This is a genomic window from Maritalea sp. S77 (genome assembly GCF_049801075.1).
Lineage (GTDB): Bacteria > Pseudomonadota > Alphaproteobacteria > Rhizobiales > Devosiaceae > Maritalea.
Genome location: NZ_JBNAGG010000003.1, coordinates 213,455 through 236,448, shown reverse-complemented (window position 1 = coordinate 236,448; position 22,994 = coordinate 213,455). Strand labels below are relative to the sequence as shown.

Here is a 22,994-nt window from a genome sequence, read left to right as displayed (position 1 = left end):
TCAGACTGACTAATTTTGGCCTAGCCATTATGGCGGGATTATGGACAGGGCGGCGTTCGCCTGATTGCAAAGTGAAATTGTGCTTTGCGGGCCACATCAAATTTGCTGAAATTCCCCACTCGCCATCTGGCTGATTCTCAGATAGCGTTTAACAAAAGAACGGGAGGCCATTATGGACGTAAGAGCAGCAATCGCCACCAAAGCGGGCGCACCATTGGAAGTAACAACTGTACAGTTGGAAGGCCCGCGTGACGGGGAAGTGCTGGTGGAAATCAAAGCCACGGGCATTTGTCATACGGATGAGTTCACCTTATCCGGTGCTGACCCTGAGGGCATTTTCCCGGCCATTTTGGGCCATGAGGGCGCGGGCATTGTGGTGGAAGTGGGCAAAGGTGTCACCTCGCTCAAGCCGGGCGACCATGTGATCCCACTCTATACGCCCGAATGCCGCGAGTGCGAATATTGCCTCAACCCGAAAACCAATTTGTGCCAAAAGATTCGCTCCACCCAAGGGGCAGGCTTGATGCCGGATGGCAGCTCGCGCTTCTCGATCAATGGCGAGAAAATTTTCCATTATATGGGCACCTCGACCTTCGCCAACTTCACCGTGGTGCCCGAAATCGCCTTAGCCAAAATCAACCCGGACGCCCCGTTCGATAAGGTTTGCTATATTGGCTGTGGCGTGACAACGGGCATTGGCGCAGTGATCAACACGGCCAAGGTGGAGCCGGGCGCAAACGCGGTCGTGTTTGGCTTGGGCGGTATTGGCTTGAACGTGATCCAGGGCCTGCGTTTGGCCGGGGCCAATATGATTATTGGCGTGGACACCAACCCAGAAAAGAAAGCTTGGGGCGAGCGTTTTGGCATGACCCACTTTGTCAATCCAAAGGAAGTGGAAGGCGATATGGTGCCTTACCTTGTGGATTTGACGGGCGGCGGCGCGGATTACACATTTGAGTGTATCGGCAATGTCAATTTGATGCGGCAAGCGCTGGAATGTGCCCATAAAGGCTGGGGCGAAAGCGTCATTATCGGCGTGGCACCTGCTGGCGCTGAAATCTCAACGCGCCCGTTCCAATTGGTCACAGGCCGTACCTGGAAAGGCACTGCTTTTGGCGGCGCGCGTGGCCGCACCGATGTACCAAAAATCGTAGATTGGTACATGCAGGGTAAAATCGAAATTGACCCCATGATCACCCATACGCTGAGCCTTGATGAGATCAATAAGGGCTTTGATTTGATGCATAGCGGCGAAAGTATCCGCTCCGTAGTGGTGTATTAGAAGACGATTTGGGCCGCCTTCTCATATCGTTCGCGGTTGAGCGGTGCTTTCAGCACCTAAACTGCGCGGGCGCGGGCCAAAAGTGGCCCGAGGTCCTCGCGATGCTCGTCCGTCATTTCACATACCCTGCTCAGTGTCTTTGCTGGGTACCAATAGGCGGGGATGCCGGGGTAGTGAGCGAAGCGAACGACGGCGGCGCGTAAAAAACTGGGGTGCCGGGGACGGGCGCAGAGCTCCGACAGTGCGCATTACATCCTGCGGCAAATAAAGGAACATAAACATGACGCTAGAAACCATCTCCGAAGCCAGAGTCTTTGAAGGCACCCAAGGGGTTTATCGCCATCAGGCTGTATCGACCAATTGTGAGATGACATTCGCCGTGTTTGTGCCACCACAGGCCAAAACTCAAAAATGTCCCGCGCTATTCTATCTGTCTGGCCTGACCTGCACCCACCAAAATGTGTTGGATAAGGGCGAATATCGGCGTATGGCGGCGGAATTGGGGATCATCATTGTGTGCCCAGATACCTCACCCCGCGGCGAGGATGTGGCGGACGATCCAGAGGATTGGCAATTGGGCAAAGGCGCGGGCTTTTATCTGGATGCCACCGAAGCGCCATGGGCCAGCCATTATCAAATGCAATCCTATGTGCGCGACGAGCTTTATGATCTGGTGCTGGCCGATTTCCCGATTGATCCAGCGCGTATTGGTGTTTCTGGCCATTCCATGGGCGGCCACGGGGCACTGACCTTGGCATTGAAAAATCCAGACAAGTTTAAAAGCTGCTCCGCCTTCGCGCCCATCGTCAACCCTTCCAGCTGTGACTGGTCCACCAAAGGGCTTTCGGCCTATTTGGGTGACAATCCGCAGGCATGGCGGCAATATGATGCGGTGCAACTGATCGAAGATGGCGCGCGCTATGATGCGCTGTTGGTGGATCAAGGCGAAGCTGATGGATTTTTGGAAGACGGGCTGAAGCCATGGTTGCTGCGCGATGCCTGCGAAAAAGCGGGTATTGGCCTCACGCTGAATATGCGCGATGGCTATGACCATTCCTATTATTTCATTTCCAGTTTTATGGACGACCATTTGCGCTGGCATGCCGCGCGATTGGGGTAGACCTTCGTGAGTAGCGCCGAAATTTGCACGTTAACCGGGGCCAATGGGCCTTTTGAGGTGGGGCACTTTGCTGGAGATGCTGGCGCACCAACATTATTGTTTGCGGCCGGGCGGGGCGGTAGCCCAGACCGGCATCAAAATCTGTTGCAGGGGTTTCATGCGGCAGGATTTAACGTGATTGCCCCCCATTTCGACATGCTGCCAGATCCTGTGCCCACGCGTGCAGAATTGCTGGATCGATTAGATCGGCTTTCGACCGCTGTGGAGCAGCTTGCCTCGAAACATGCACCGCTCTTTGGTATCGGCCACTCCATTGGTGCATCCATGTTGCTGGTTTTGGCAGGGGCAACCGCTTACACAATTAAGCGCGAACTGATCGCGCACAAATTGCCGCGCGACATTGCGCATCTCGCCCTGCTTGCCCCGGCCATTGATTTCTTCCGTGGCCCCAACGCGCTGGACACGCTCACCACGCCTCTTTCCGTGATTGGGGGCACACAGGACAACATCATCCCACCCAAGGCCCTCCAGCTGTTCGCTGCACTGTGCCCACCCCAGCTTGATTTCACCGTCCAGATGGTGAACGGCGCGCACCATTTTAGTTTTATGGACCAAATGCCACCACATATTAAGGACGAAAGTCCTCAACAGCGGGCCGAAGAATTGCGCACGCTATATGCGAGCATCCAACGCATTTTTTCGAGAAAGTGTAATTAAAACGACACGATGGAACCATATCCATACTCATCCGTTTCTGATATGAAGCCTTAACAAAGGCGCGCTTTGCAAATGAGTTTTGGCAAGGCCGCAAACAACGAAGTAATTGGGTGCTGTCTTGTTAAAATCGACCTCCAAATCAGTTTTGCTAGCGTTATCGCTGTGCGTTCCCGCCCTTCAGGGCGCGGGCGCACAATCTATGCCGAACGATGCTTCATCATCCGCTATGGCTGAACCTCCTCAAGTGATGTCTAGCTATGATTTTGATGAATCGGTTTTTATCTTCGGTGGTCGTTATCACAAGGGCTATTTTGGGCACACCTTTACCCCCAACCCCATTCCTGAAGATTTCTATGGCCTTGCTGTTGGCTACCAAAAATTCTTCATAACTGATCCTGAAGGCTGGAATTGGGGCCTTGAGACGGGTGTTGCTGGTCGCTTTGGTGATGGTCCTGCAACAGCCGAAATCTGGGCTGGCGGCGTGGGCCGCTATAATGGCTGGGTGCTCGGCGATACGGTGCGCGTATCCCCATCACTCACCCTTGGTCTTAGCGCGGTGACCGACACATTTGGCATCGCCAAAGAGCGAGAAGAAGCGCAGGACAAGTCTGCAAAGCTACTATTTTATGTGGGCCCAGAAATTAGCTTCTCGCATGTCGACAATCCAGAGCTTGAAGTGTTCTGGCGGGCGCAGCACCGCTCTGGCGCGTGGGGCACCACAGGGCTTGCGGCAATTGATGGCGCAAATGCTGGCATGGTCGGGGTGCGGTTTAAGTTCTAAACCCGCCGATTGGGCATGGTTTCATCAAGCTTTGTGAAAAGCCATTCTTCAAACCGTTTGATCTTTGACCAGTTTTCGCGCCCTTTGGGATAACACAGCCAAAGAGCCTTTTCCTCGCGATGCACATAGTCAAATGGCTGTACCAGGCTGCCATTTGTCAGCTCTGTGTAAAATAGTGCGGGGGTGAGCAACGCCAAGGCATGGCCGGACATGGCGGCGATGCCGTTAATATATTGCACGTCCAGTACCGGGCCACGCGCTCTTTCCAACCCTTTGGCATCTATGCCTTGTTTTTCCAGCCAAATGCGCCACCAAGGGTCGTGTGGGCTGGCCATGGAAAGGCCCATAACATCCTCGGGCTTCTCAAGCACATTTTCTTCCAAAAAACATGGCGCTGCCATCACTGTATAATCAAAATGAAAGAGCTTCTTTGAGGCAAGGCCGGGCCAATCCCCATGGCCAGAGCGAATGGCAATATCCATGCCTGTGCTGTGAAAGTCCAAAATCACATCGCTTGAAATATCGACCTTCACCGCCACATCGCCATTATTGATGTGAAAGCCGCCAATATATCGCGCCAACCATGCGCTGGCGAAGGTTTGCACCATGGTGATGGTCAGCAAATCATCTCGTTGGCCTTTGGCTTCAGCAAAGCCGCGCCGAATAATGTCAAATGCCTCCGTGACCGAAGGCGCAAGCCGCGCGCCTGCCTCACTCAGATGCACCTGACGGGCACTGCGAATAAAAAGTGGCTCGCCAAACCGATCTTCCAATTGGCGGATTTGATAGCTCACGGCTGCCTGGCTCATATTCAGCTCTTCGGCAGCTTTGGTGAAACTATTGTGCCGTGCCGCGGCATCAAACGCCCGCAATGCCGTCAGCGGGGGCAATGGGTCCAGCGCCATAGATAAAATCTCCTTATGCTAGAAGCCATAGCTTTTGTTGGTCATCAGCATGACCATAATTCATAGTTGGCGCAACATTTTTCTTTAAGGAGTCGAAATATGACCTGCCAAGTTGCGTCAACACCCGGTAACCACCCCCTTTTGCGCAAAATAATTCGTTTCTTGCGTATTGGGGTAAATGTGGGCTCGAAAAAGCCAAGCCCCAAAAAATCTAAATATAGCCAATATCATTTGTCGCCCCATTTGCGACGCGATCTCGGCATTGAGCCGTTCGAATATATCAGGCGGCGGTGCTAAGCCGAGGCAAAATGGATGGACACAATTCAGCTGATCTGCCCGCTTGCCCGCAAATACATAAGCTCACCTTATGTTAGAGGTCATAGCTTTTGTTGGTCAAAACCGCAGATCAGCTTCATGATTAACCCAACACTGCAACAAAGGAGCAGAAAATGACTGATCGCACAGCACACAACCAAGGTTTTTTTGCCCGTTGGCACAAAAACACACCAGCAACCAAAAATGCTATCGAAGCCGGCATGGCCGAGAAAAAGCCATATCATGAAGACAATCCACTATCGCCGCGCATGCAGCGCGACATTGGCCTGATGGGCGGAATGTTCTCAACCGCTATGGGTCGGCGTTCCTGAAACGTTCTTGCGCGTGACCATTTCCCCTGCTAGGTTTCGTAAGAATACTTAGAGCAATTTGGAAATTTATGGTCACGCGCATACAAACGGTGGCGTTTCAGGGCATCAATACTGTGCCCATCGACGTTCAAGTGCAGGTCGCTAATGGCTTGCCTGCTTTCAACATAGTTGGCTTGGCGGATAAAGCCGTCGCGGAAAGCAAAGAGCGGGTGCGCGCCGCCCTCAACGCGTCTGGCCTGTCGCTGCCCCCAAAGCGAATTGTGGTCAATCTTGCTCCCGCCGATCTCCCCAAAGAAGGCAGCCATTACGATCTGCCCATCGCTCTTGGCCTGATGGCCGCGATCGGCGCGATTTCCCCCGACATGGCAAATGGATATTTGGTGCTGGGCGAGCTGGCGCTCGATGGTCGCATTTCCCCCGTTGCCGGCGTGCTGCCCACCGCCATCGCCGCCCAAACGCTAGATTTGGGCCTTATCTGTCCGAAAGCGGCAGGGCCAGAAGCAGCTTGGGCCAGCGCCGAACTTGATATTGTTGCGCCCGAAAGCCTGTTGGCGTTGATCAATCATCTCAAAGGCGCGCAGATGTGTGCCAGGCCGCAACCCAAGCGCCAAGCGCAGGGGGCTGATCTGCCTGACCTCGCGGACATTAAGGGGCAGGAGGGGGCCAAACGGGCGTTGGAAGTGGCCGCCGCTGGTGGGCATAATTTTCTAATGGTGGGGCCACCCGGTGCGGGAAAATCTATGCTGGCCGCGCGTCTGCCCTCAATTTTGCCGCCGTTAAATCCGCGGGAACTTCTTGATGTATCCATGGTGCAATCGGTGGCGGGACAATTGGCCGGGGGGCAATTGTCTGATCGACGCCCTTTCCGTGCGCCGCATCATTCAGCCTCCATGGCGGCGCTAGTGGGCGGTGGTTTGAAAGTGAGGCCCGGCGAGGTCTCCCTTGCCCATAATGGTGTGCTGTTTCTCGATGAATTGCCGGAATTTTCGCCACAAGTGTTGGACGGGCTGCGCCAGCCTTTGGAAAGCGGAGAAACGGTGATTGCGCGCGCCAATAGCCGCGTGACCTATCCTTCCCAATTTCAACTGATCGCGGCGATGAATCCTTGCAAGTGCGGTATGGCAGGTACGCCGGGGCATACATGCCGTCGGGGCGCGCGCTGTGCCGCAGATTATCAGGCGCGGCTTTCTGGTCCATTTCTAGACCGCATCGATATTCGCGTGGATGTCCCCGCTGTGTCAGCCCTCGACATGATTGATAATGGAAAGGCGGAGCCAAGTGCCACCGTCGCCCAACGCGTCGCAGGGGCGCGCCAGTTGCAAGAGGATCGCTTTGCCCAATTGGGCACCAAAGATGTTTATACCAACGCCAAAGCCAGCGCCGATGTGATCGAAAAGGTCGTGGAGTTAAAGGATAGTTCCAAAAAACTATTGGTCGACGCGGCGGAGAAATTTAACCTCTCTGCCCGGGCTTATCATCGGGTGTTAAAAGTGGCGCGCACCTTGGCAGATTTGGAAAATCAGGCGAATGTAGAGCGACATCATGTGGCCGAAGCGCTGGGCTATCGGCTGAATTTCAGTTTGGGATAGATTATGGATATTTTGGCACGCCCCTTTGTAAAGCTGGCGCAAAATAATCGGCTGGCCAATTATCGGTTGTTGACGGCTATTTCAGAAATGGATGGGACAGAATTCAAAAAAGAGCGCACGTCGTTCTTCCCGTCTTTGTGGCAAACTTTGAACCATATTTTGGTGGTCGACTGGTATTATGTGGACGCGCTTGAAGGCGGCAATCTGGGCGTTGATGCGTGGAAGGATGAAACACCGTTTGATGATCCAGTGGCGCTGCGTGACGCGCAAAGCGAAGTAGATGAGCGGTTGGTCACAATTTGCCAAAATCTAGATGCCGCAAAGTTGGAAGCAATCGTGCAATTGCACAACACCACCGAGCCAGCGGAAAATGTGCTGTTGCACCTGTTCCAACACCAAATTCACCATCGCGGGCAAGCCCATGCGATGCTGGCGGGCAGCCCAGTTAAGCCGCCACAATTGGATGAGTTTTTGTTCGCCATAGACAAACCCTATCGCACCGAAGAACTCGCAGCGATCGGTTGGACAGAAGCAGACTTGGTTTAAGCCGGATTATTTGTCTTGCGCCGTTGGCAAATAACGCAGTCCCCTCGCATCAAGCTTTGCCTTTTTGGCCAGTCGCTTAAAGCTGGTTTTGCGCTTGGACAGCTTAAACGGCAAGCCTTTGCTGAGGCCAAGTGCGTCGCCTTTAATCCGCTGCTTGTCTGTAAACATAATATAGATAGATTGGGCACACTGCCATTTGCCACCCGGCACCTTGGTATATGGATTGACGCTGTTGGCCTGGTATCGGAAACAGGTTTGCGGAAAGCCATCCTTACCCTTGTTCACTTTCCACTCGCCGCGCACAACATCGCGATTGCCGGGATACCAGAGAAAGGTTTTGCCGTTCGGGAAGAAATACTCGACCTGCGTGCCGTAGGGCTTGTTATAACTCATCACCGTGTTGCCCGCATAATAGGATTTTACTTTGCTGACACGCGCCGAATTTTCGATCAAAAAGGCTTCATTGATGCCTTTTGGCGCTTGTGCCGAAGCGGACAAAATATGGGCACTGGACATGCCCAACGCGAATCCGACAAAAATAACAACTCGACAAAACTGCTCTATAAAAATCACTTTAAAATCCACTCTTCACACCAATTGTGACCCAACCAAATATAGATGAAGCTAGCATGACCAACATCCAGATTGAACACAAGACGCCCACCCCGCAAGAATATTGCGATTTGCGTGCTTTCGCGGGGCTCTCGCCCAAATCATTGGACGCCGCCACCATCGCCTTAAAAAACTCTCTGTTTGGCGTGTCCTTGCGCGATGAACAGGGCAATCTGATCGGGATGGGGCGGATTATTGGGGATGGCGGCTGCTTTGCGCAAGTCACCGACATTGCAGTGAAGCCTGAACATCAAGGCAAAGGCTTGGGCAAGATGATCATGGGCGAAATTGATCAATTCATTCAAAGCCAGCTGCCCGCCTCTTGTTGGGTGAGCCTGTTTGCCGATGGCGATGCGCATCACCTATATCAAAAATATGGGTTCGGATTCACCGCGCCGGAATCTTTGGGCATGGCGCAGTGGATTAAATGATTATTTCGATCTGATCACGCGTGGGCTTTGCGCGCTCTAATTTCAAGGGCAGATTTGCCCGCTGATCTCACATATTTGTGCTTGTTCGGCGGCAAATCCGCCTCATCTCTTTGGCATTCTGCCAAGGAGCACTTATATGTCATATTCAATCAATTCAAATGGGCTGGCCGCCACGGCCGCCTGTTCAATTTTACTTTCAATGGCCGGAGGCACTATGGCACCCGCATATGCATCTTCCACCCAATATGATCTTATTCCGCGCGAAGCGCTTTTGGGCAATCCCACCCAATCCCAAGGCCGCATCAGCCCCGATGGGAAATGGCTAAGCTGGCTTGCACCAAAAGATGGGGTGATGAATGTGTGGGTGGCGCCCGCAGATGCGCCAGACGAAGCCCGCGTGATCACCAAAGATAAGTTGCGCGGCGTCAATGCCCATTTCTGGACCCCGGATAGCGCCTATATTCTGACCCAGCAAGATAAGGGCGGCGATGAGAATTTCCATCTTTACGCCACCAATATTGAAACCGCAGAAACCCGTGACCTAACGCCCATCAAAGATGGAGCGCGGGCACAAATGTTGCAAATGAATAAGGATTATCCGGGCCGCGCCATTATCGGCATCAATGAGCGTGATCCGCAGTTTTTTGATCTTTATGAGCTGGATTATCGCACAGGCGAAATGAGTCTTTTGGCCGAAAATCCGGGCTATGGTGGCTGGGAAATTGACAATAGCCTCACGCCGCGTTTTGCTGTGGAAACCATTCCCGGCGGCGGTGCCAATATTTATCATGTGAACGCCAAAGGCGAAAAAGGCGAACTGTTTCAATCCATTGAAAATGATGATTTTTTCAATACCAGCCTGATCGGGTTCACCAAAGACAATAAGAGCGTTTATATGCTCGATAGCCGCGGGCGCGACAAAGCTGCCTACACCAAGGTTGAAATTGAAACCGGCAAGGTAACAGAGATCGCCAGCAGCGATCTCGCAGATATTTCAAACATCGCGGCTGATCCGGTGACCCTTGAGCCGCTGGCTTATGCGGTCAATCATTTGAAGACAGAATGGACAGCATTAGATCCGTCAGTCGAAGATGACCTTGCCTATTTAAAATCACAGTTCAAGGGCCAGATCAGCATCACCAGCGCCACGCGCGACAATCGCAAATGGGTGGTGGTTGATGATGCGGCGGAAGCACCGGGCACGTTCCAGCTTTATGATCGCGACAGCAAAACATTGACCGAACTGTTCTCCAGCCGCCCGGCCCTCGCCGACGCACCGTTACAACCTATGCATCCGGTTGCCATTAAGGCCCGCGATGGGTTGGAGTTGGTGAGCTATTACACGTTGCCACCGGGCAGCGACGAAGATGGCGACGGCATCCCAGACAAGCCTGTGCCAACCCTATTGTGGGTGCATGGCGGGCCGTGGGCACGCGATGGCTATGGCTATAACGCCACTCACCAATGGATGGCCAACCGGGGCTATGCGGTGCTGAGCGTCAATTATCGCGGCTCCACCGGCTTTGGTAAAAACCACGTCAATAAAGCCATCGGCGAATGGTCTGGCAAAATGCATGATGATTTGATCGATGCTGTGGATTGGGCAATTGAACAAGGCATTGCCGACCCTGACAAAGTGGCCATTGGTGGTGGCTCTTATGGTGGCTATGCCACGTTGGTTGGCGTCACCTTCACGCCAGACAAATTTGCCTGCGGTGTTGATATTGTTGGCCCGTCCAATCTGGTGACCCTGATGGAGAGTTTCCCACCCTATTGGCGACCTGTTTTGGAAGGCACTTTCTATCGTCATATTGGCGACCCGGCCAAGCCAGAAGATCGGGAACGCATTGTGGCCCAGTCGCCTTTGACCCATGTGGATAACATCAAAGTGCCGCTTTTGATCGGCCAAGGGGCGAACGACCCACGCGTCACCAAAATCGAAGCAGATCAGATCGCTGACGCGATGAAGGAAAAGAATTTGCCGGTAACCTATTTGAGTTACACCGATGAGGGTCACGGTTTCCAACGTCCGGAAAACCGCCTCAGCTTCTTTGCCGCCATGGAAGGCTTCCTAGCCGAATGTCTGGGTGGACGCGCGGAGCCGATTGGCGATGCCTTTAAGGGATCCTCAGCCGAAATTCTTGCAGGCATTGATGGGGTTAAAGGCTTGGCCGAAGCCAGTAAAGCCTTAGCACCGGGCCAAAAGGCAGATTGATTTGAACAAAAAAACCGGCGGGAAGACCCGCCGGTTGAGTTTTGACTTTTGGCCGCCAACTGTGGGGACGACGACCTGTTGCCAAAGGGTAGATGCTTAGAACTGTGCTGTTTCCGTGGATTCGGCCATGGCTGTGGTTGAGCTGGAGCCTTGGCTAACCGCCATGGAAACGGCGTCGAAATAGCTGGTGCCCACTTCTCGCTGGTGCCGTGTGGCTGAAAAGCCGCGGCTTTCCGCACCGAACTCGGCCTGCTGCAATTCTGAATAAGCAGCCATGCCACGATCCTTATAGCGGCTCGCCAGATCGAATGTGGTGTAGCTGAGATTGTGGAAGCCAGCCAAGGTGATGAACTGATATTTATAGCCCATTGCGCCCAATTCTGCCTGGAACTTTGCCATCTCATCTTCGCCCATATGCTTTGCCCAGTTGAACGATGGTGAGCAGTTATAAGCCAGCATTTGTTCTGGATATTCACGCTTGATCGTCTCGGCGAAGCGACGTGCATCATCCAGATTTGGCGTTGAAGTTTCACACCAGATCAAATCCGCATATGGCGCATAAGCCAAGCCACGGGCAATCGCGGCATCAAAGCCACCTTTCAGGCGATAAAAGCCCTCTTCAGTGCGCTCGCCCGTTACGAATGGGGCGTCATATTCATCAACGTCTGAGGTGATCAACCGTGCCGCTTCCGCATCTGTCCGCGCCATAATCAATGTGGGTACGCCCATAACGTCGGACGCCAAGCGCGCCGCATTCAATGTGCGCACAAAGGTTTTTGTTGGCACCAGAACCTTGCCACCCAAATGACCGCATTTCTTTTCAGACGCCAATTGATCTTCAAAGTGCACTGCAGCAGCACCCGCCTCGATCATGGCTTTCATCAATTCAAAGGCGTTCAACTGACCGCCAAACCCGGCCTCCGCATCAGCGATGATCGGCGCAAAGAAATCATAATCGGTGGTGCTTTCGCCCGACAATTTCTCCATGGTCTGGATCTGATCAGCGCGTTGCAGCCCTTTATTGATGCGCTTGACGATGGCGGGCACGCTGTCCGCTGGGTAAAGCGATTGGTCGGGATACATATTGCCCGAATTGTTGGCATCCGCCGCAACCTGCCAGCCAGACAAATAAATGGCTTTCAGCCCCGCTTTGATCTGCTGCACCGCTTGGTTGCCCGTGAAGGTGCCAAGGGTCGGCACATAATCTTCCGTATGCAAAAGCTGCCACAATTTCTTGGCGCCATTTTCCGCCAATGAATGTTGGATCGGCAGCGATCCGGCCAATTTAGCCACATCTTCTGGCGTATAATTACGTTTGATGTTTTTCCAGCGATCTGGCGCCCATTCGGGGGCTTTGAACTGATTTTGTTGGTTGCGGTCGAGCATATCTCTTCTCCCTTTAGATATACCCCTCCCAGCCGCCGGGGAGACCCCGGCGGTGGACGCCGCATGAGCTACGGCATCTTTTGGAGGGTAGAATAGTCAGTAAATTTGGTGCTTTAGCCTTGATGAGACTTATTGTCCTTGCCGGGGGCTGGAGCGGCGGAAGGTGGCGGCGATCATTTGCGCGCCTTCAAACATATCGGTGCTGGGATTATCGCCATCCGCCAATGCAAACCGATGTTTATCGACAGGACCCACAATCGCATAACCCTCTGCATCGAGGCCGCGCGCCTTAAACTGACGCATGGCGTCAGCCACAGTGCGCGCAATGATTGTGATGTACTGATCTTGCGTTTGCGTGTGGGGCATTTCGATTGTGTGTGTCATTGTAATTCTCCATTTTCGGGCCAATCCCGAAGTGACCATGTAAAGATTTGACAAATGAGGTCGAAATGCAAGATAATTCGTAATATCAAGGTGTTAAGCTGTAAATCCTTGTAAAGCGACGCAGAAATATCTGTAAATTTCTGTAAAGTTCGGGAGGGGGAAATGGATAAAGCCGGACCACAAATTGGCGGTAAAATCAGGCGCTTACGGCGGCAAAAGCATGTGAGCCAAGCAGATCTGGCCAATGCGCTGGGCATTTCTGCAAGCTATTTGAACCTCCTAGAACACAATCGCCGCAACATTACAGTGCCGCTGCTTTTTAAGCTCGCGGGACATTTTGGCATTGAGCCGGGCGAGCTGGTGGAAAGCGACGAAGGGCAATTGGTTGGCGATTTGATGGAGCTATTTGGCGACGACATTTTCGCCGATAGTGACCTCACCAATCATGAAATTCGCGATTTGGCCTTTTCCAACCCCAATGCTTCCCGCGCCATCTTGCGGCTGTTTGATAAATATCAGGAAACACGCGGCGGCAATGGCACGGCGCAACCAAGCGACCAACCCGCCCCCACCGGCTATCATATGGCCACTGAAGCGATCTCAGACTTCATTCAGGAAAATGCCAATCATTTCCCGGCGCTGGAAACAGCTGCCGAGCGGGTGCGCCACGATATCGATCAGGCCGCAGATAATTTTGAATATGGCATGAAAGCCTATCTCGCCAATGTGTTTGGCATTGACTGCAAGTTGGCGTCACTACCCCACGGTGTGGCGCAACGATTTGACGAGAATGTCTCACGCTTGTTCATTTCCGACGTTCTGGCACCCGAAACCGCTCTTTTTACTGTGGCGCACCGCTTGGCGCTACTGTCCGCAGAGCATGAGATCAACCGAATTATTGACCAATCCACTCTGCCCGAAGAAGGCGATGCGCCGCTTTTGGCGCGCAACGTTTTGGCCTCTTATTTCAGTGCGGCGCTGGTGATGCCTTACGAGCCCTTTTTGCGCGCCTGCCGCGAATTCCGATATGATGTCGAACGGATTTCCCGGCGCTTTGGCGCCAGCTTTGAGCAGGTCTGCCACCGCATGACGACACTGCAACGCCCAGGCGCACAAGGCATTCCGATGCATTTGGTGCGCACGGATATTGCGGGAAACATCTCCAAGCGCTTCTCGCTTTCCGGCATCCATATTCCGCGCCACTCCGGCGCTTGCCCTCGCTGGAATATCTATTCCGCCTTTTTGCAGCCGGAGAAGGTCAATATCCAAATCTCGCAAATGCCCGATGGGGAAAGCTATTTTTGCATCGCTAAAAGCATCGCCAAGGGTGGCTATCGCCACAACGCCCCACGGCGGCACCTTTCTATTGGCTTGGGGTGCCACATTTCCCATGCCAAGGAAATGATTTATGCGGACGGGATTGATTTGAAAGATCAAAGCCAATTGGTGCCCATCGGCGTCGGTTGCCGGATTTGTCCCCGCCTTGAATGCGGCCAACGCGCCCACCCACCTGCCGACCATCGCTTCCATATGGACAGTTCGCAAAAGCTGGAAAATCTCTATGCGAAGATGGGGTAGTGGTTTCCGCTTGTCCTTTCGTCGCACTTCCCCACCCGTCACCCCGGATTTGATCCGGGGTCCAAGCAGCATTAGCGCATTTGCATTGCATGAGTGTTGCTGTGCCTAACACCGCCGCAACATGGATTACCGGATCAAGTCCGGTAATGACGCGCGTGGGTGTGGATCGGCCAGCAAACAAATTTAGCGCTTGGCACTAGTTGGCGGGGGTGCCGGGGACGGGCGCGCAGCGCCCTGTGGCGGCAATAAAGAGAACATAGTGCCTAGGAAGCACCGCAAGGCGAAACGGCGACAAAAAAGCCGAAGATGACAGGCGCCCGTCACCCGTTGACAGCAAACTAAAAGCCAACAAGAAAGCCCCTACTATTCACCATTGGGTCGCAAAGTTTTTGCACCTTTATTTTAAACCGCTTATAGTGGAAAAAAGGGCTTCAACCGTGCGCGTGAAAGTACGGGTTTGCAGGGGTAACGCATCAAAATGTTTATGTTCGATCTAAAGGGCAAAGAGACCGCCCCGCAGCACCGACCAAATCCAAAATGGTATCACAGCTTATTTTCTGGGATGCCCGGCATTGGCACGCGACCAAGCCTGCCCTTAAGCGATCTCGATCAGAAATCAACATTCGCTATGCCCATGACGCTCGCGCGGATCGGGCCGTTGGAAGTGCGGGTGGCCATGAGCGCCAGTGAAATCCGCAAGGCGCAGGAACTGCGCTATAAAGTGTTTTACGAGGAAATGTCGGCCAAGCCAGACGCCCGCACCCGCCGTACCAAGCGCGATGCAGATGAGTATGACCCATTGTGTGACCATATTATCGTGTTGGACCATGATAGTGCGCAAGGCATGACAGGTCGGCCCAAAATCGTGGGCACCTATCGTGCATTGCGGTCCGATGTGGCACTAGCGGCAAACGGTTTTTATTCGGCTGCCGAATTTGATCTAAAGCCCATGCTGGCCACACATTGGCAGCAAGGCTTTTGTGAAGTTGGCCGCTCCTGCGTGTTGCCCGAATATCGAGATAAGCGAACAATGGAAGCACTGTGGGTGGGGCTCTGGGCCTATGCGGTGTTGCACAATATTGATGTTTATTTTGGTGTGGCCAGCTTTGAGGGCACGGACCCAAATGAGCACAAAGAACCGTTGAGCTTTTTGCATCATCATTGCCAAGCGCCGGATGAGTGGCGGGTTGCGCCGCAGCCAGACGTGGCGGGCGCTGTCGAATATTTGCCAGCCGATGCCATTAATGAGCGCGCCATCATGAAAAAGCTGCCGCCGTTGATCAAAGGCTATTTGCGCATCGGCGCTTATATTGGCGATGGCATTTTTGTCGACAAGCAATTTGGCACTACAGATGTGATGATTATCACCCTGTTGGACCAAATGCCGGAGCGCTATAAACAGCATTTCCGCACCCTGACAGGATTAGACCGGAAAAACTGAGAATATGACCGCGAAGGCGGTTGGCAAGTCGATCCTTCATGTCCTAGTGTTTTGAGCTTATTCGCCTCAAAATTGTGATTATTTGCCCATGACCCAAGACGTCACTAAAGACGCACCTCAAGACGCCAATCAAGATGGGGCCGCCGAAAAGGGCGTGCCGTCGCTTGCTCATGATATTGAGCAAGAGGAATATGGCGCAAAAAATCCAGAGAAGAAGCCGAAAAAAAACGCTAGCCCCAGCCAGCCGACGCCGATGATGGCGCAATTTTTGGAGATCAAAGCGGTTAATCCCGGCTGCTTACTGTTCTATCGCATGGGCGATTTTTACGAGTTGTTTTTCGAAGATGCCGAAATTGCGTCTAAAGCACTTGGGATTGCCCTCACCAAACGCGGCAAACATTTGGATGAAGATATCCCCATGTGCGGCGTGCCGGTGCATGCGGCGCAGGACTATTTGAAAAAGCTGATCGCCCAAGGCTATCGCGTTGCCGTTTGCGAGCAAATGGAAGACCCGGCGGAAGCGAAAAAGCGCGGTTCAAAATCTGTCGTGAAGCGCGATGTGGTGCGGCTGGTCACTCCCGGCACCATCACCGAAGATGATTTGCTGCCCACCGGCAGCAACAATTATGTCGCCACCTTGTCGATGCTGCGCCATGGCGAAAAAGATTTTGCGATTGCCTATGCGGATATTTCTACGGGCGATCTGTTCTATGCCGAAATTGCGGCGCCAATGATCAGCGATGAATTGGCGCGCATTGAACCGCGCGAACTGGTGCTGACCGCAGCTACCCGCGATGCCCTGATCGAAGCAGGCGGCGTACCCGCCGCCGCTGATATTCAGTTGGCTGAAGAGCGGGCGGACCTGTTCGATTCTGATTTGGCGGGCGACCGGATCAGCAAATATTTCGCGGCGGATCAGTTGGACCCATCTGCCTTTTCCCGGTTGGTACGGTCGGCCATCGGCGCATTGATCGGCTATATTGACGAGACGCAACGCGGGGCACAGGTGCCGCTGCGCCAGCCGCGCGTGGGCGGGGCCAATGCAATGATGATTGACGCGGCCACCCGCACCTCGCTGGAATTGCTGCGCACCAACCGCGGCGAAACCAAAGGGGCATTGCGCCATTGCCTCGACAATTGCGTCACCGCTGGCGGTTCCCGCCTATTGTCGTCGCGCATTGCAGCGCCTTTGGCCGATCCGCAAGCCATCAATGACCGATTGGACATGCTCGATGATTTTGCGCGCGATAGCTTGCTGATCACCGATATTCGAGGCCGCTTAAAAGCTGCGCCTGATTTGGTGCGCGCCCTAACGCGCCTTTCACTGGATCGGGGAGGCCCGCGCGATATGGCTGCCATCGGCGCAAGCGTGATTGCTGCTGGCCATCTTTTGGCCCCGCTCAGCCAAATCCGAAATCCAAGCACAGGCGTGCAAAAAATTATCGCGGCACTGGAGGCTTCACCACAAACTCTGGCCGACCATTTGGCCCGTGCTTTGAAGGAGGAATTGCCATTGCTGCCCCGCGATGGGGGATTTGTAGCCAAAGGTTATAATCCGGAGCTGGACGAATATCGCACGCTGGCAACGGAAAGCCGCCAGATTATTGCGGCGCTGCAAGCCAATTATGCGGATGTTTCCAGCATCAAATCCATCAAGGTGAAGCACAATAATGTGCTGGGTTATTTCGTTGAAGTGCCTGCCTCCCATGGCGACAAGATGATGGGGGAGCCGCTCAATCAAACCTTTATTCACCGCCAAACCCTGGCCAATGTGGTGCGGTTCACCACCAGTGAATTGTCTGAATTGCAAGGCAAAATCACCCGTGCCAGCGAGGCGGCGGTGGCGATTGAACAGGGCATTTTTACCCAATTGCGCGCGGAAATTTTGAACGAGACCAAAGCGCTGCAACAGCTTGCCGATGCGTTGGCAGAACTAGATTTTGCGACAGCAATGGCGCTGTTGGGCCTTGAGCGCAATTATAGCCGCCCCAAAATAGACAACAGCACCGCCTTTGAAATTGAATCCGGCCGCCACCCCGTGGTGGAAATGATGTTGCAAAAAGAAGGCACCACTAATTTTGTGGCCAATGATTGTGACTTGTCCGGGCCAGAAGCAGCGGGCGAAGTGGGCGCCCTTTGGCTGATCACAGGGCCGAATATGGGCGGTAAGTCCACCTATTTGCGGCAAAATGCATTGATCGCCATCATGGCGCAAATGGGCATATATGTGCCTGCGCGTTCTGCCCATATCGGCGTTGTGGACCGTATCTTCTCGCGTGTCGGGGCGGCAGATGATATCGCCCATGGCCGTTCAACCTTTATGGTTGAAATGGTGGAAACCGCCGCCATTCTAAACCGCGCAACAGCCCGTTCACTGGTGGTACTTGATGAAATTGGTCGCGGAACGGCCACATTTGATGGCTTATCTATTGCTTGGGCCGCCGTTGAAGCTTTGCACGAAAACACCAAATGCCGCGCCCTTTTCGCCACCCATTATCACGAACTCACCGCCCTCTCAGAGCGGTTGGATCGGGTGAGCAACCACACCATGAAGGTGCGCGAATGGGAAGGCGACGTGGTGTTTTTGCACGAAGTGGCCAAAGGCACTGCCGACAGATCATATGGTATTCAGGTGGCAAAATTAGCGGGGCTGCCGGACCATGTGGTAACCCGGGCGCAAGAAGTTTTGGATATTTTGGAAAAGCGCGAAGCAGGCAGCATGGAAGAAGGCATGAGCCAATTGCCACTTTTTGCCGCACGTCCGCAGCCAAAGGTCGAAAAACATCAAGATTTGCTTGCACAAAAAATGAAAAGCATAAATCCTGATGAAATGACGCCGCGCCAAGCGATTGATTTGATTTACGAACTGAAGAAACTTTCGAGGGAAAATGCCTGAAACCAATCGGATGCCAAAAGCATTTAAACTGCAAAAAGCAGACGATTTGATCGGACATATTCTCGATCAGCTGGGCGAGCTGTCTCCCGCCAGCAATGATGCCCGCAAAATTGTGCTGTCCACCGCCAAAGAAGCATTGGCCGATGCGCGCAGCCAATCCGAGCAAGATTTGCTGGAGAATGGCAAGGGCAAGCGCTGCGCCAAGAATTTGTGTGCGGCCCAAGATGAAATCATCAAAATGGCGTTTAAGTTCGCCTCCGGCTATGTGTTTCCCGTCACCAACAGATCCGATGCGGAAACGCTGACCATTGCGGCGGTTGGCGGCTATGGCAGGGGCACATTGGCCCCCGGTTCAGACATCGATTTGCTGTTTATCCTGCCTTACAAGCAAACCCCGTGGGGCGAGAGTGTCACCGAATATGTGCTCTATTTGCTGTGGGATTTGGGCCAGAAGGTCGGCCATGCTGTGCGCTCCATTGATGAATGTATCCGCATGGCAAAGGCCGATATGACCGTGCGCACGGCCACGCTGGAAAGCCGCCAAATCATTGGTGATCTGGCGCTCTATGACGAGCTGCAACAGCGCTTTGCCGACGAGATTGTGGCCAATAGTGGCGCAGAATTCATCGCCGCCAAAATGGCAGAGCGCGATGATCGGCACGAAAAAATCGGCAACACCCGCTTTGTGGTGGAGCCGAACATTAAAGACGGTAAAGGCGGCCTGCGTGATTTGAACACCTTGTTCTGGATTGCGAAATATTTTTATCGCGTGCGCACCAGTGCTGAGCTAGTGAAAAAAGGCGTTTTCTCCCGCGCAGAATTCCGGCGCTTCCAACGCTCAGAAGATTTTTTGTGGGCCATTCGCTGCCATTTGCATTTCCTGACCGGGCGTTCCGAAGAAAAACTTTCATTTGAGCTGCAACAGGATTTGGCCCAGCGCCTGCATGTGAGCGGCCGCGCGGGTTTGCGCCCTGTTGAGCGCCTGATGAAGCGCTATTTCTCGGTGGCGAAAGATGTGGGCGATTTGACCCGTATTTTCTGCACATCGCTGGAGTTCAATCACGCCAAAGATGTGGACGTGCTGGGCCGTGTGCGCAAAAGCCTTTCTGGGCGACGCAAGATCAAAGGCGAAAAAGATTTTGTTGTCGATCGTGGCCGGATCAATATTGTGGATGATCAGGTTTTTGAAAAAGATCCGGTTAATTTGATCAAAGTATTTTGGGTGGCGGGGCGCGAAGGGCTGCTGTTCCATCCAGATGCGCTCAAAGAGCTCACCCGTTCCCGGCAATTGATCGACAAACATCTGCGGCAAAATCAAAAAGCCAACGAATATTTCCTCAAAATTCTAACCCATCCACAATCGGTGGAGCGCATTTTGCGCCGCATGAATGAGGCGGATATTTTAGGCAAATTCATCCCTGAATTTGGCCGCATCGTCGCGCTGATGCAGTTCAATATGTATCACCATTATACGGTGGACGAGCATTTGATTCGCGCCGTGGGTGTGCTGGCTGAAATTGTGGAAGGCGGGTTGAAAGATGAGCTGCCGCTGACCCACGAATTGATGCCGCATCTTGCGGACCTCAAATTATTGTTCGTGGCGCTGTTCCTGCACGATATTGCCAAAGGGCGGCCAGAAGATCATTCAACCGCCGGGGCAAAAGTCGCGCGCAAATTGTGCCCCCGATTTGGCCTGACGCCGGCGGAAACCGACACGGTCGCGTGGCTCATTCAAAATCACTTGGTGATGAGTGAAATCTCACAATCTCGCGACGTACAGGACCCGCAAACCGCTACAAATTTTGCCGACATTGTGCAAAGTCCCGCTCGACTTTCATTGCTGTTGGTGCTCACGGCTTGCGATATTCGCGCCGTTGGTCCCGGTGTATGGACAGGCTGGAAAGGCTCGCTTTTGCGGGCACTTTATTATGCCACCGAGCCATTGCTCTCGGGCGGCCATTCGCAAATCAGCCAATCTGAACGGATCGAGGCGGCAAAAGAACGCTTGAGCCAAGCCCTGCGCGATTGGCCGAAAAATCAGCGCGAAGACTATATTGAAAGTCACTACTCCACCTATTGGGTGCGCTCTGAATTTCAGCTGCAAATGGAACATGCCAAGATGATCCGCAAGGCCAACCAGCTTGGCCAAAGCTTTGCCGGTTGCGTCAGCGTGAAGGCCTTTGAAGCCATCACCGAATTGTCGATCTATACGCCTGACCATCCGCGACTTTTGTCACTGATTGCTGGGGCTTGCACCTTGGCCAATGCGGACATTATGGGTGCGCAAATCTCAATGATGCGGGACGGGCACGCGCTCGATACGCTGCGGCTGAAGCGCACTTTCACCGCTGATGAAGATGAACGTATCCGCGCCCTGAAAATCATCGAAACCGTGCAAAAATTGTTGTCTGGCGAGAAATATCTACCCAAGGATTTGGGCCGAGATTCCAAGCTGAACAAGCGGCTAAAGCCGTTCACTGTGCCGACAGATATTTACATCTCCAACTCGCTGTCCAACAAATTCACCGTGATTGAAATTTCGGGCTTGGACCGAACGGGCCTTCTGCACGATTTGACGCGTGAACTGGCTGATTTGAGCCTGACCATTCAGTCGGCCCATATCGGCACCTATGGTGAGAAGGCGATTGACGTTTTCTACGTCACTGACCTGACGGGGATGCAAATCACCGATAAGGCGCGGCAGAAAAAGATCAAAGAAAGCCTGTTGGAAGTGTTTGCGGGATTTGAGCGCGAGAAGAAAGCCTTGCGCGCCAAACGGCATAAAAAGTTGCGCGAAGGCGCGTCCCTCAAAGGTCTGGCCTGATGAGCCTGGTCCGCAATTTTGCTTCAGTGGGCGGTGCGACCCTGTTGTCGCGTGTGCTGGGCTTTGTGCGCGACATTATGATGGCGGCAATTTTGGGGGCGGGGCCGGTGGCCGATGCCTTTGTGGCTGCCTTCCGCTTGCCCAACATGTTCCGCCGCATTCTAGCAGAAGGCGCATTCAACACCGCCTTTATTCCGCTCTTCGCCAAAGCGCTGGAAACCCAAGGCAATGAGGCGGCGGTAAAATTCGCCCAAAACATCATTTCGTCGCTGATTGCGCTTCTGCTCGTGCTAACGGTACTGGCGGAAATATTTATGCCGCAATTGGTGATGATTTTGGCGCCGGGTTTTCAGGAAACCCCGGACAAGTTCGAGCTCACGGTTCTCTTTGCCCGCATCTGCTTCCCTTATCTCGCTTGCATGTCCTTAATGGCCGCCTATGCGGGGATTTTAAACTCGCTGCGTAGATTTCTGGCGGCGGCTTTAGCCCCAGTATTGCTGAATGTCGTGCTGGTTGGCTTTTTGGCGGTGCTCGCTTTTACACGACCTGAAATCGCCCAGTCAGGGTTCTGGTTGTCCATCGGCGTGCTGGTGGGCGGCGTGGCGCAAGTGGTGATGGTGATCTTCGCGCTGGTGCGTACCGGCTTTTTGCCACCCCTCTCGCTGCCGAAATTGGATAAAGATTTGCGCCGTTTTTGGACCCTTGCCGTGCCTGCCATTTTCACGGGCGGCGTCACCCAAATCAATATTGTCGTGGGCACCAACATCGCTTCAAATGAAGCCAGTGCTGTGTCCTACCTTTATTATGCCGATCGGCTTTATCAATTGCCGCTGGGCATCATCGGCATCGCCATCGGCGTGGTGCTGCTGCCGGAACTGTCGCGGCGCTTAAAATCCGAAGATTTTGCAGGCGCGGCGCGGGTGCAAGACCAATCCATGCTGTTCGCTATGATGTTGACTGTGCCTGCGGCGATAGCCTTGTTTGTGATCGCCGAGCCGATCATCAAAACTTTGTTCGAATATGGCGCCTTCTCGGCCTTTGCTGCTGAACAAAGTGCTATGGCCCTATCCGTTTTTGCGTTGGGTTTGCCTAGCTTCGTGTTGGCCAAAATATTGCAGCCTGCCTTTTTTGCGCGGGAAAACACCGCCAGTCCAGCCATGTTTGCGGTGGTCACAGTCGCCGTCAATATTGGCTTTTCGCTTGCCTTGTTCCCCTTCTTCAAACATGTCGGCATTGCCGCCGCCACCACCATTGCGGGGTGGACCAATGTGGCACTGTTGGCGGGGGGATTGATGCGGAAAAAGCAATTCCAACTCACCACCCAAACCCGCAACGGCTTAATCTATCTGAGCCTTGGGGCAGCCATAATGGGCTGGGTGTTGGCGGGCGGACAGTGGATGCTGAACCCTTTCTTCGCAGGCGACCAACTTCTTTTTGTGCGCTTTGCCGCGCTTCTCGGCCTTATCGGTGTGGGCGCAATCGTCTATTTCGGCTTGGTTCAACTGTTTGGCGTCTATGATCTGCGCCGATGGCGTCGCTTAGCCACAGAGCCGACCAACGGCTAATTTGCCCTAATGCGATTTCCGACAAAGGGCCACTTCACCTTTTGTTTTATTCCGCTATAAGTAACCCCGTTAATT

General features: G+C 53.5%; 18 protein-coding genes. 14 read left to right on the top strand and 4 right to left on the bottom strand.

Going from position 1 to position 22,994, the window contains the following annotated elements; genetic code table 11:
* Window positions 1-172: 172 nt before the first annotated feature.
* The 4 genes from ACP15Y_RS11900 (at window position 173) to ACP15Y_RS11885 (ending at window position 3,900) form a co-directional block, all read left to right on the top strand.
* Complete coding sequence (locus ACP15Y_RS11900) at window positions 173-1,282, top strand: S-(hydroxymethyl)glutathione dehydrogenase/class III alcohol dehydrogenase (protein ID WP_424983307.1); 1,110 nt, start codon at window positions 173-175, stop codon at window positions 1,280-1,282.
* 280 nt (window positions 1,283-1,562) lie between these two features.
* Window positions 1,563-2,402 (top strand): S-formylglutathione hydrolase, encoded by an 840-nt coding sequence (gene fghA / locus ACP15Y_RS11895; protein ID WP_424983306.1) that lies wholly within the window; start codon window positions 1,563-1,565, stop codon window positions 2,400-2,402.
* Window positions 2,403-2,408: 6 nt separating this feature from the next.
* Window positions 2,409-3,119 (top strand): alpha/beta hydrolase, encoded by a 711-nt coding sequence (locus ACP15Y_RS11890; protein WP_424983305.1) that lies wholly within the window; start codon window positions 2,409-2,411, stop codon window positions 3,117-3,119.
* A gap of 199 nt (window positions 3,120-3,318) precedes the next feature.
* Complete coding sequence (locus tag ACP15Y_RS11885) at window positions 3,319-3,900, top strand: hypothetical protein (protein ID WP_424983304.1); 582 nt, start codon at window positions 3,319-3,321, stop codon at window positions 3,898-3,900.
* Here ACP15Y_RS11885 and ACP15Y_RS11880 read toward each other — a convergent pair.
* Window positions 3,897-4,805 (bottom strand): LysR family transcriptional regulator, encoded by a 909-nt coding sequence (locus ACP15Y_RS11880; RefSeq protein ID WP_424983303.1) that lies wholly within the window; start codon window positions 4,803-4,805, stop codon window positions 3,897-3,899. The genes ACP15Y_RS11885 and ACP15Y_RS11880 overlap by 4 nt on opposite strands.
* A 449-nt stretch (window positions 4,806-5,254) precedes the next feature.
* On the opposite strand from ACP15Y_RS11880, the gene ACP15Y_RS11875 reads away from it, so the two are divergent.
* The 3 genes from ACP15Y_RS11875 to ACP15Y_RS11865 all read left to right on the top strand — a co-directional run bounded on the left by ACP15Y_RS11875 (window position 5,255) and on the right by ACP15Y_RS11865 (window position 7,587).
* Window positions 5,255-5,452: a hypothetical protein gene (locus tag ACP15Y_RS11875; RefSeq protein WP_424983302.1), complete on the top strand. Its 198-nt coding sequence runs from the start codon at window positions 5,255-5,257 to the stop codon at window positions 5,450-5,452.
* A 68-nt stretch (window positions 5,453-5,520) separates the two neighbouring features.
* A complete protein-coding gene (locus ACP15Y_RS11870) occupies window positions 5,521-7,041 on the top strand; it encodes a YifB family Mg chelatase-like AAA ATPase (protein WP_424983301.1) in 1,521 nt (506 codons plus the stop codon).
* A gap of 3 nt (window positions 7,042-7,044) precedes the next feature.
* On the top strand, window positions 7,045-7,587 hold the full coding sequence (locus ACP15Y_RS11865; protein WP_424983300.1) for a DinB family protein: 543 nt from the start codon (window positions 7,045-7,047) through the stop codon (window positions 7,585-7,587).
* Between the two features lie 6 nt (window positions 7,588-7,593).
* Here ACP15Y_RS11865 and ACP15Y_RS11860 read toward each other — a convergent pair whose 3' ends face one another.
* Window positions 7,594-8,103 carry a hypothetical protein gene (locus ACP15Y_RS11860; protein WP_424983299.1) on the bottom strand — a complete coding sequence of 170 codons (510 nt, stop codon included), beginning with the start codon at window positions 8,101-8,103 and terminating at the stop codon, window positions 7,594-7,596.
* A 113-nt stretch (window positions 8,104-8,216) separates the two neighbouring features.
* Here ACP15Y_RS11860 and ACP15Y_RS11855 point away from each other — a divergent pair, with 113 nt between their 5' ends.
* Both ACP15Y_RS11855 and ACP15Y_RS11850 read left to right on the top strand, forming a co-directional pair.
* On the top strand, window positions 8,217-8,630 hold the full coding sequence (locus ACP15Y_RS11855) for a GNAT family N-acetyltransferase (protein ID WP_424983298.1): 414 nt from the start codon (window positions 8,217-8,219) through the stop codon (window positions 8,628-8,630).
* Window positions 8,631-8,766: 136 nt separating this feature from the next.
* Window positions 8,767-10,845, top strand: a complete 2,079-nt coding sequence (locus ACP15Y_RS11850) for a S9 family peptidase (protein WP_424983297.1) — start codon at window positions 8,767-8,769, stop codon at window positions 10,843-10,845.
* A gap of 96 nt (window positions 10,846-10,941) precedes the next feature.
* On the opposite strand, the gene aceA is transcribed toward ACP15Y_RS11850, so the two are convergent.
* Window positions 10,942-12,231, bottom strand: coding sequence for an isocitrate lyase (gene aceA, locus ACP15Y_RS11845; protein WP_424983296.1), 1,290 nt, complete (start codon window positions 12,229-12,231; stop codon window positions 10,942-10,944).
* 129 nt (window positions 12,232-12,360) lie between these two features.
* Window positions 12,361-12,615, bottom strand: coding sequence for a hypothetical protein (locus tag ACP15Y_RS11840; protein ID WP_133573532.1), 255 nt, complete (start codon window positions 12,613-12,615; stop codon window positions 12,361-12,363).
* Window positions 12,616-12,777: 162 nt separating this feature from the next.
* On the opposite strand from ACP15Y_RS11840, the gene ACP15Y_RS11835 reads away from it, so the two are divergent.
* The 5 genes from ACP15Y_RS11835 to murJ all read left to right on the top strand — a co-directional run bounded on the left by ACP15Y_RS11835 (window position 12,778) and on the right by murJ (window position 22,919).
* A complete protein-coding gene (locus ACP15Y_RS11835; protein WP_424983295.1) occupies window positions 12,778-14,193 on the top strand; it encodes a helix-turn-helix domain-containing protein in 1,416 nt (471 codons plus the stop codon).
* Between the two features lie 478 nt (window positions 14,194-14,671).
* Window positions 14,672-15,634: a GNAT family N-acetyltransferase gene (locus ACP15Y_RS11830; protein ID WP_424983294.1), complete on the top strand. Its 963-nt coding sequence runs from the start codon at window positions 14,672-14,674 to the stop codon at window positions 15,632-15,634.
* Between the two features lie 88 nt (window positions 15,635-15,722).
* Window positions 15,723-18,530: a DNA mismatch repair protein MutS gene (mutS, locus tag ACP15Y_RS11825; RefSeq protein ID WP_424983293.1), complete on the top strand. Its 2,808-nt coding sequence runs from the start codon at window positions 15,723-15,725 to the stop codon at window positions 18,528-18,530.
* Window positions 18,523-21,354 (top strand): [protein-PII] uridylyltransferase, encoded by a 2,832-nt coding sequence (locus ACP15Y_RS11820; protein ID WP_424983292.1) that lies wholly within the window; start codon window positions 18,523-18,525, stop codon window positions 21,352-21,354. The genes mutS and ACP15Y_RS11820 overlap by 8 nt, the downstream gene beginning before the upstream one ends.
* Window positions 21,354-22,919 carry a murein biosynthesis integral membrane protein MurJ gene (gene murJ, locus ACP15Y_RS11815; RefSeq protein WP_424983291.1) on the top strand — a complete coding sequence of 522 codons (1,566 nt, stop codon included), beginning with the start codon at window positions 21,354-21,356 and terminating at the stop codon, window positions 22,917-22,919. The genes ACP15Y_RS11820 and murJ overlap by 1 nt, the downstream gene beginning before the upstream one ends.
* The last annotated feature ends 75 nt before the right edge of the window (window positions 22,920-22,994 follow it).

What these genes read in the sequence shown, in the direction of transcription:
- ACP15Y_RS11900 (WP_424983307.1), top strand. Translation starts at nt 173, where the DNA reads ATGGACGTAAGAGCAGCAATCGCCACCAAAGCGGGCGCACCATTGGAA.
- fghA (WP_424983306.1), top strand. Translation starts at nt 1,563, where the DNA reads ATGACGCTAGAAACCATCTCCGAAGCCAGAGTCTTTGAAGGCACCCAA.
- ACP15Y_RS11885 (WP_424983304.1), top strand. Translation starts at nt 3,319, where the DNA reads ATGCCGAACGATGCTTCATCATCCGCTATGGCTGAACCTCCTCAAGTG.
- ACP15Y_RS11880 (WP_424983303.1), bottom strand. Translation starts at nt 4,805, where the DNA reads ATGGCGCTGGACCCATTGCCCCCGCTGACGGCATTGCGGGCGTTTGAT.
- ACP15Y_RS11875 (WP_424983302.1), top strand. Translation starts at nt 5,255, where the DNA reads ATGACTGATCGCACAGCACACAACCAAGGTTTTTTTGCCCGTTGGCAC.
- ACP15Y_RS11870 (WP_424983301.1), top strand. Translation starts at nt 5,521, where the DNA reads ATGGTCACGCGCATACAAACGGTGGCGTTTCAGGGCATCAATACTGTG.
- ACP15Y_RS11865 (WP_424983300.1), top strand. Translation starts at nt 7,045, where the DNA reads ATGGATATTTTGGCACGCCCCTTTGTAAAGCTGGCGCAAAATAATCGG.
- ACP15Y_RS11860 (WP_424983299.1), bottom strand. Translation starts at nt 8,103, where the DNA reads ATGTCCAGTGCCCATATTTTGTCCGCTTCGGCACAAGCGCCAAAAGGC.
- ACP15Y_RS11855 (WP_424983298.1), top strand. Translation starts at nt 8,217, where the DNA reads ATGACCAACATCCAGATTGAACACAAGACGCCCACCCCGCAAGAATAT.
- ACP15Y_RS11850 (WP_424983297.1), top strand. Translation starts at nt 8,767, where the DNA reads ATGTCATATTCAATCAATTCAAATGGGCTGGCCGCCACGGCCGCCTGT.
- aceA (WP_424983296.1), bottom strand. Translation starts at nt 12,231, where the DNA reads ATGCTCGACCGCAACCAACAAAATCAGTTCAAAGCCCCCGAATGGGCG.
- ACP15Y_RS11840 (WP_133573532.1), bottom strand. Translation starts at nt 12,615, where the DNA reads ATGACACACACAATCGAAATGCCCCACACGCAAACGCAAGATCAGTAC.
- ACP15Y_RS11835 (WP_424983295.1), top strand. Translation starts at nt 12,778, where the DNA reads ATGGATAAAGCCGGACCACAAATTGGCGGTAAAATCAGGCGCTTACGG.
- ACP15Y_RS11830 (WP_424983294.1), top strand. Translation starts at nt 14,672, where the DNA reads ATGTTTATGTTCGATCTAAAGGGCAAAGAGACCGCCCCGCAGCACCGA.
- mutS (WP_424983293.1), top strand. Translation starts at nt 15,723, where the DNA reads ATGACCCAAGACGTCACTAAAGACGCACCTCAAGACGCCAATCAAGAT.
- ACP15Y_RS11820 (WP_424983292.1), top strand. Translation starts at nt 18,523, where the DNA reads ATGCCTGAAACCAATCGGATGCCAAAAGCATTTAAACTGCAAAAAGCA.
- murJ (WP_424983291.1), top strand. Translation starts at nt 21,354, where the DNA reads ATGAGCCTGGTCCGCAATTTTGCTTCAGTGGGCGGTGCGACCCTGTTG.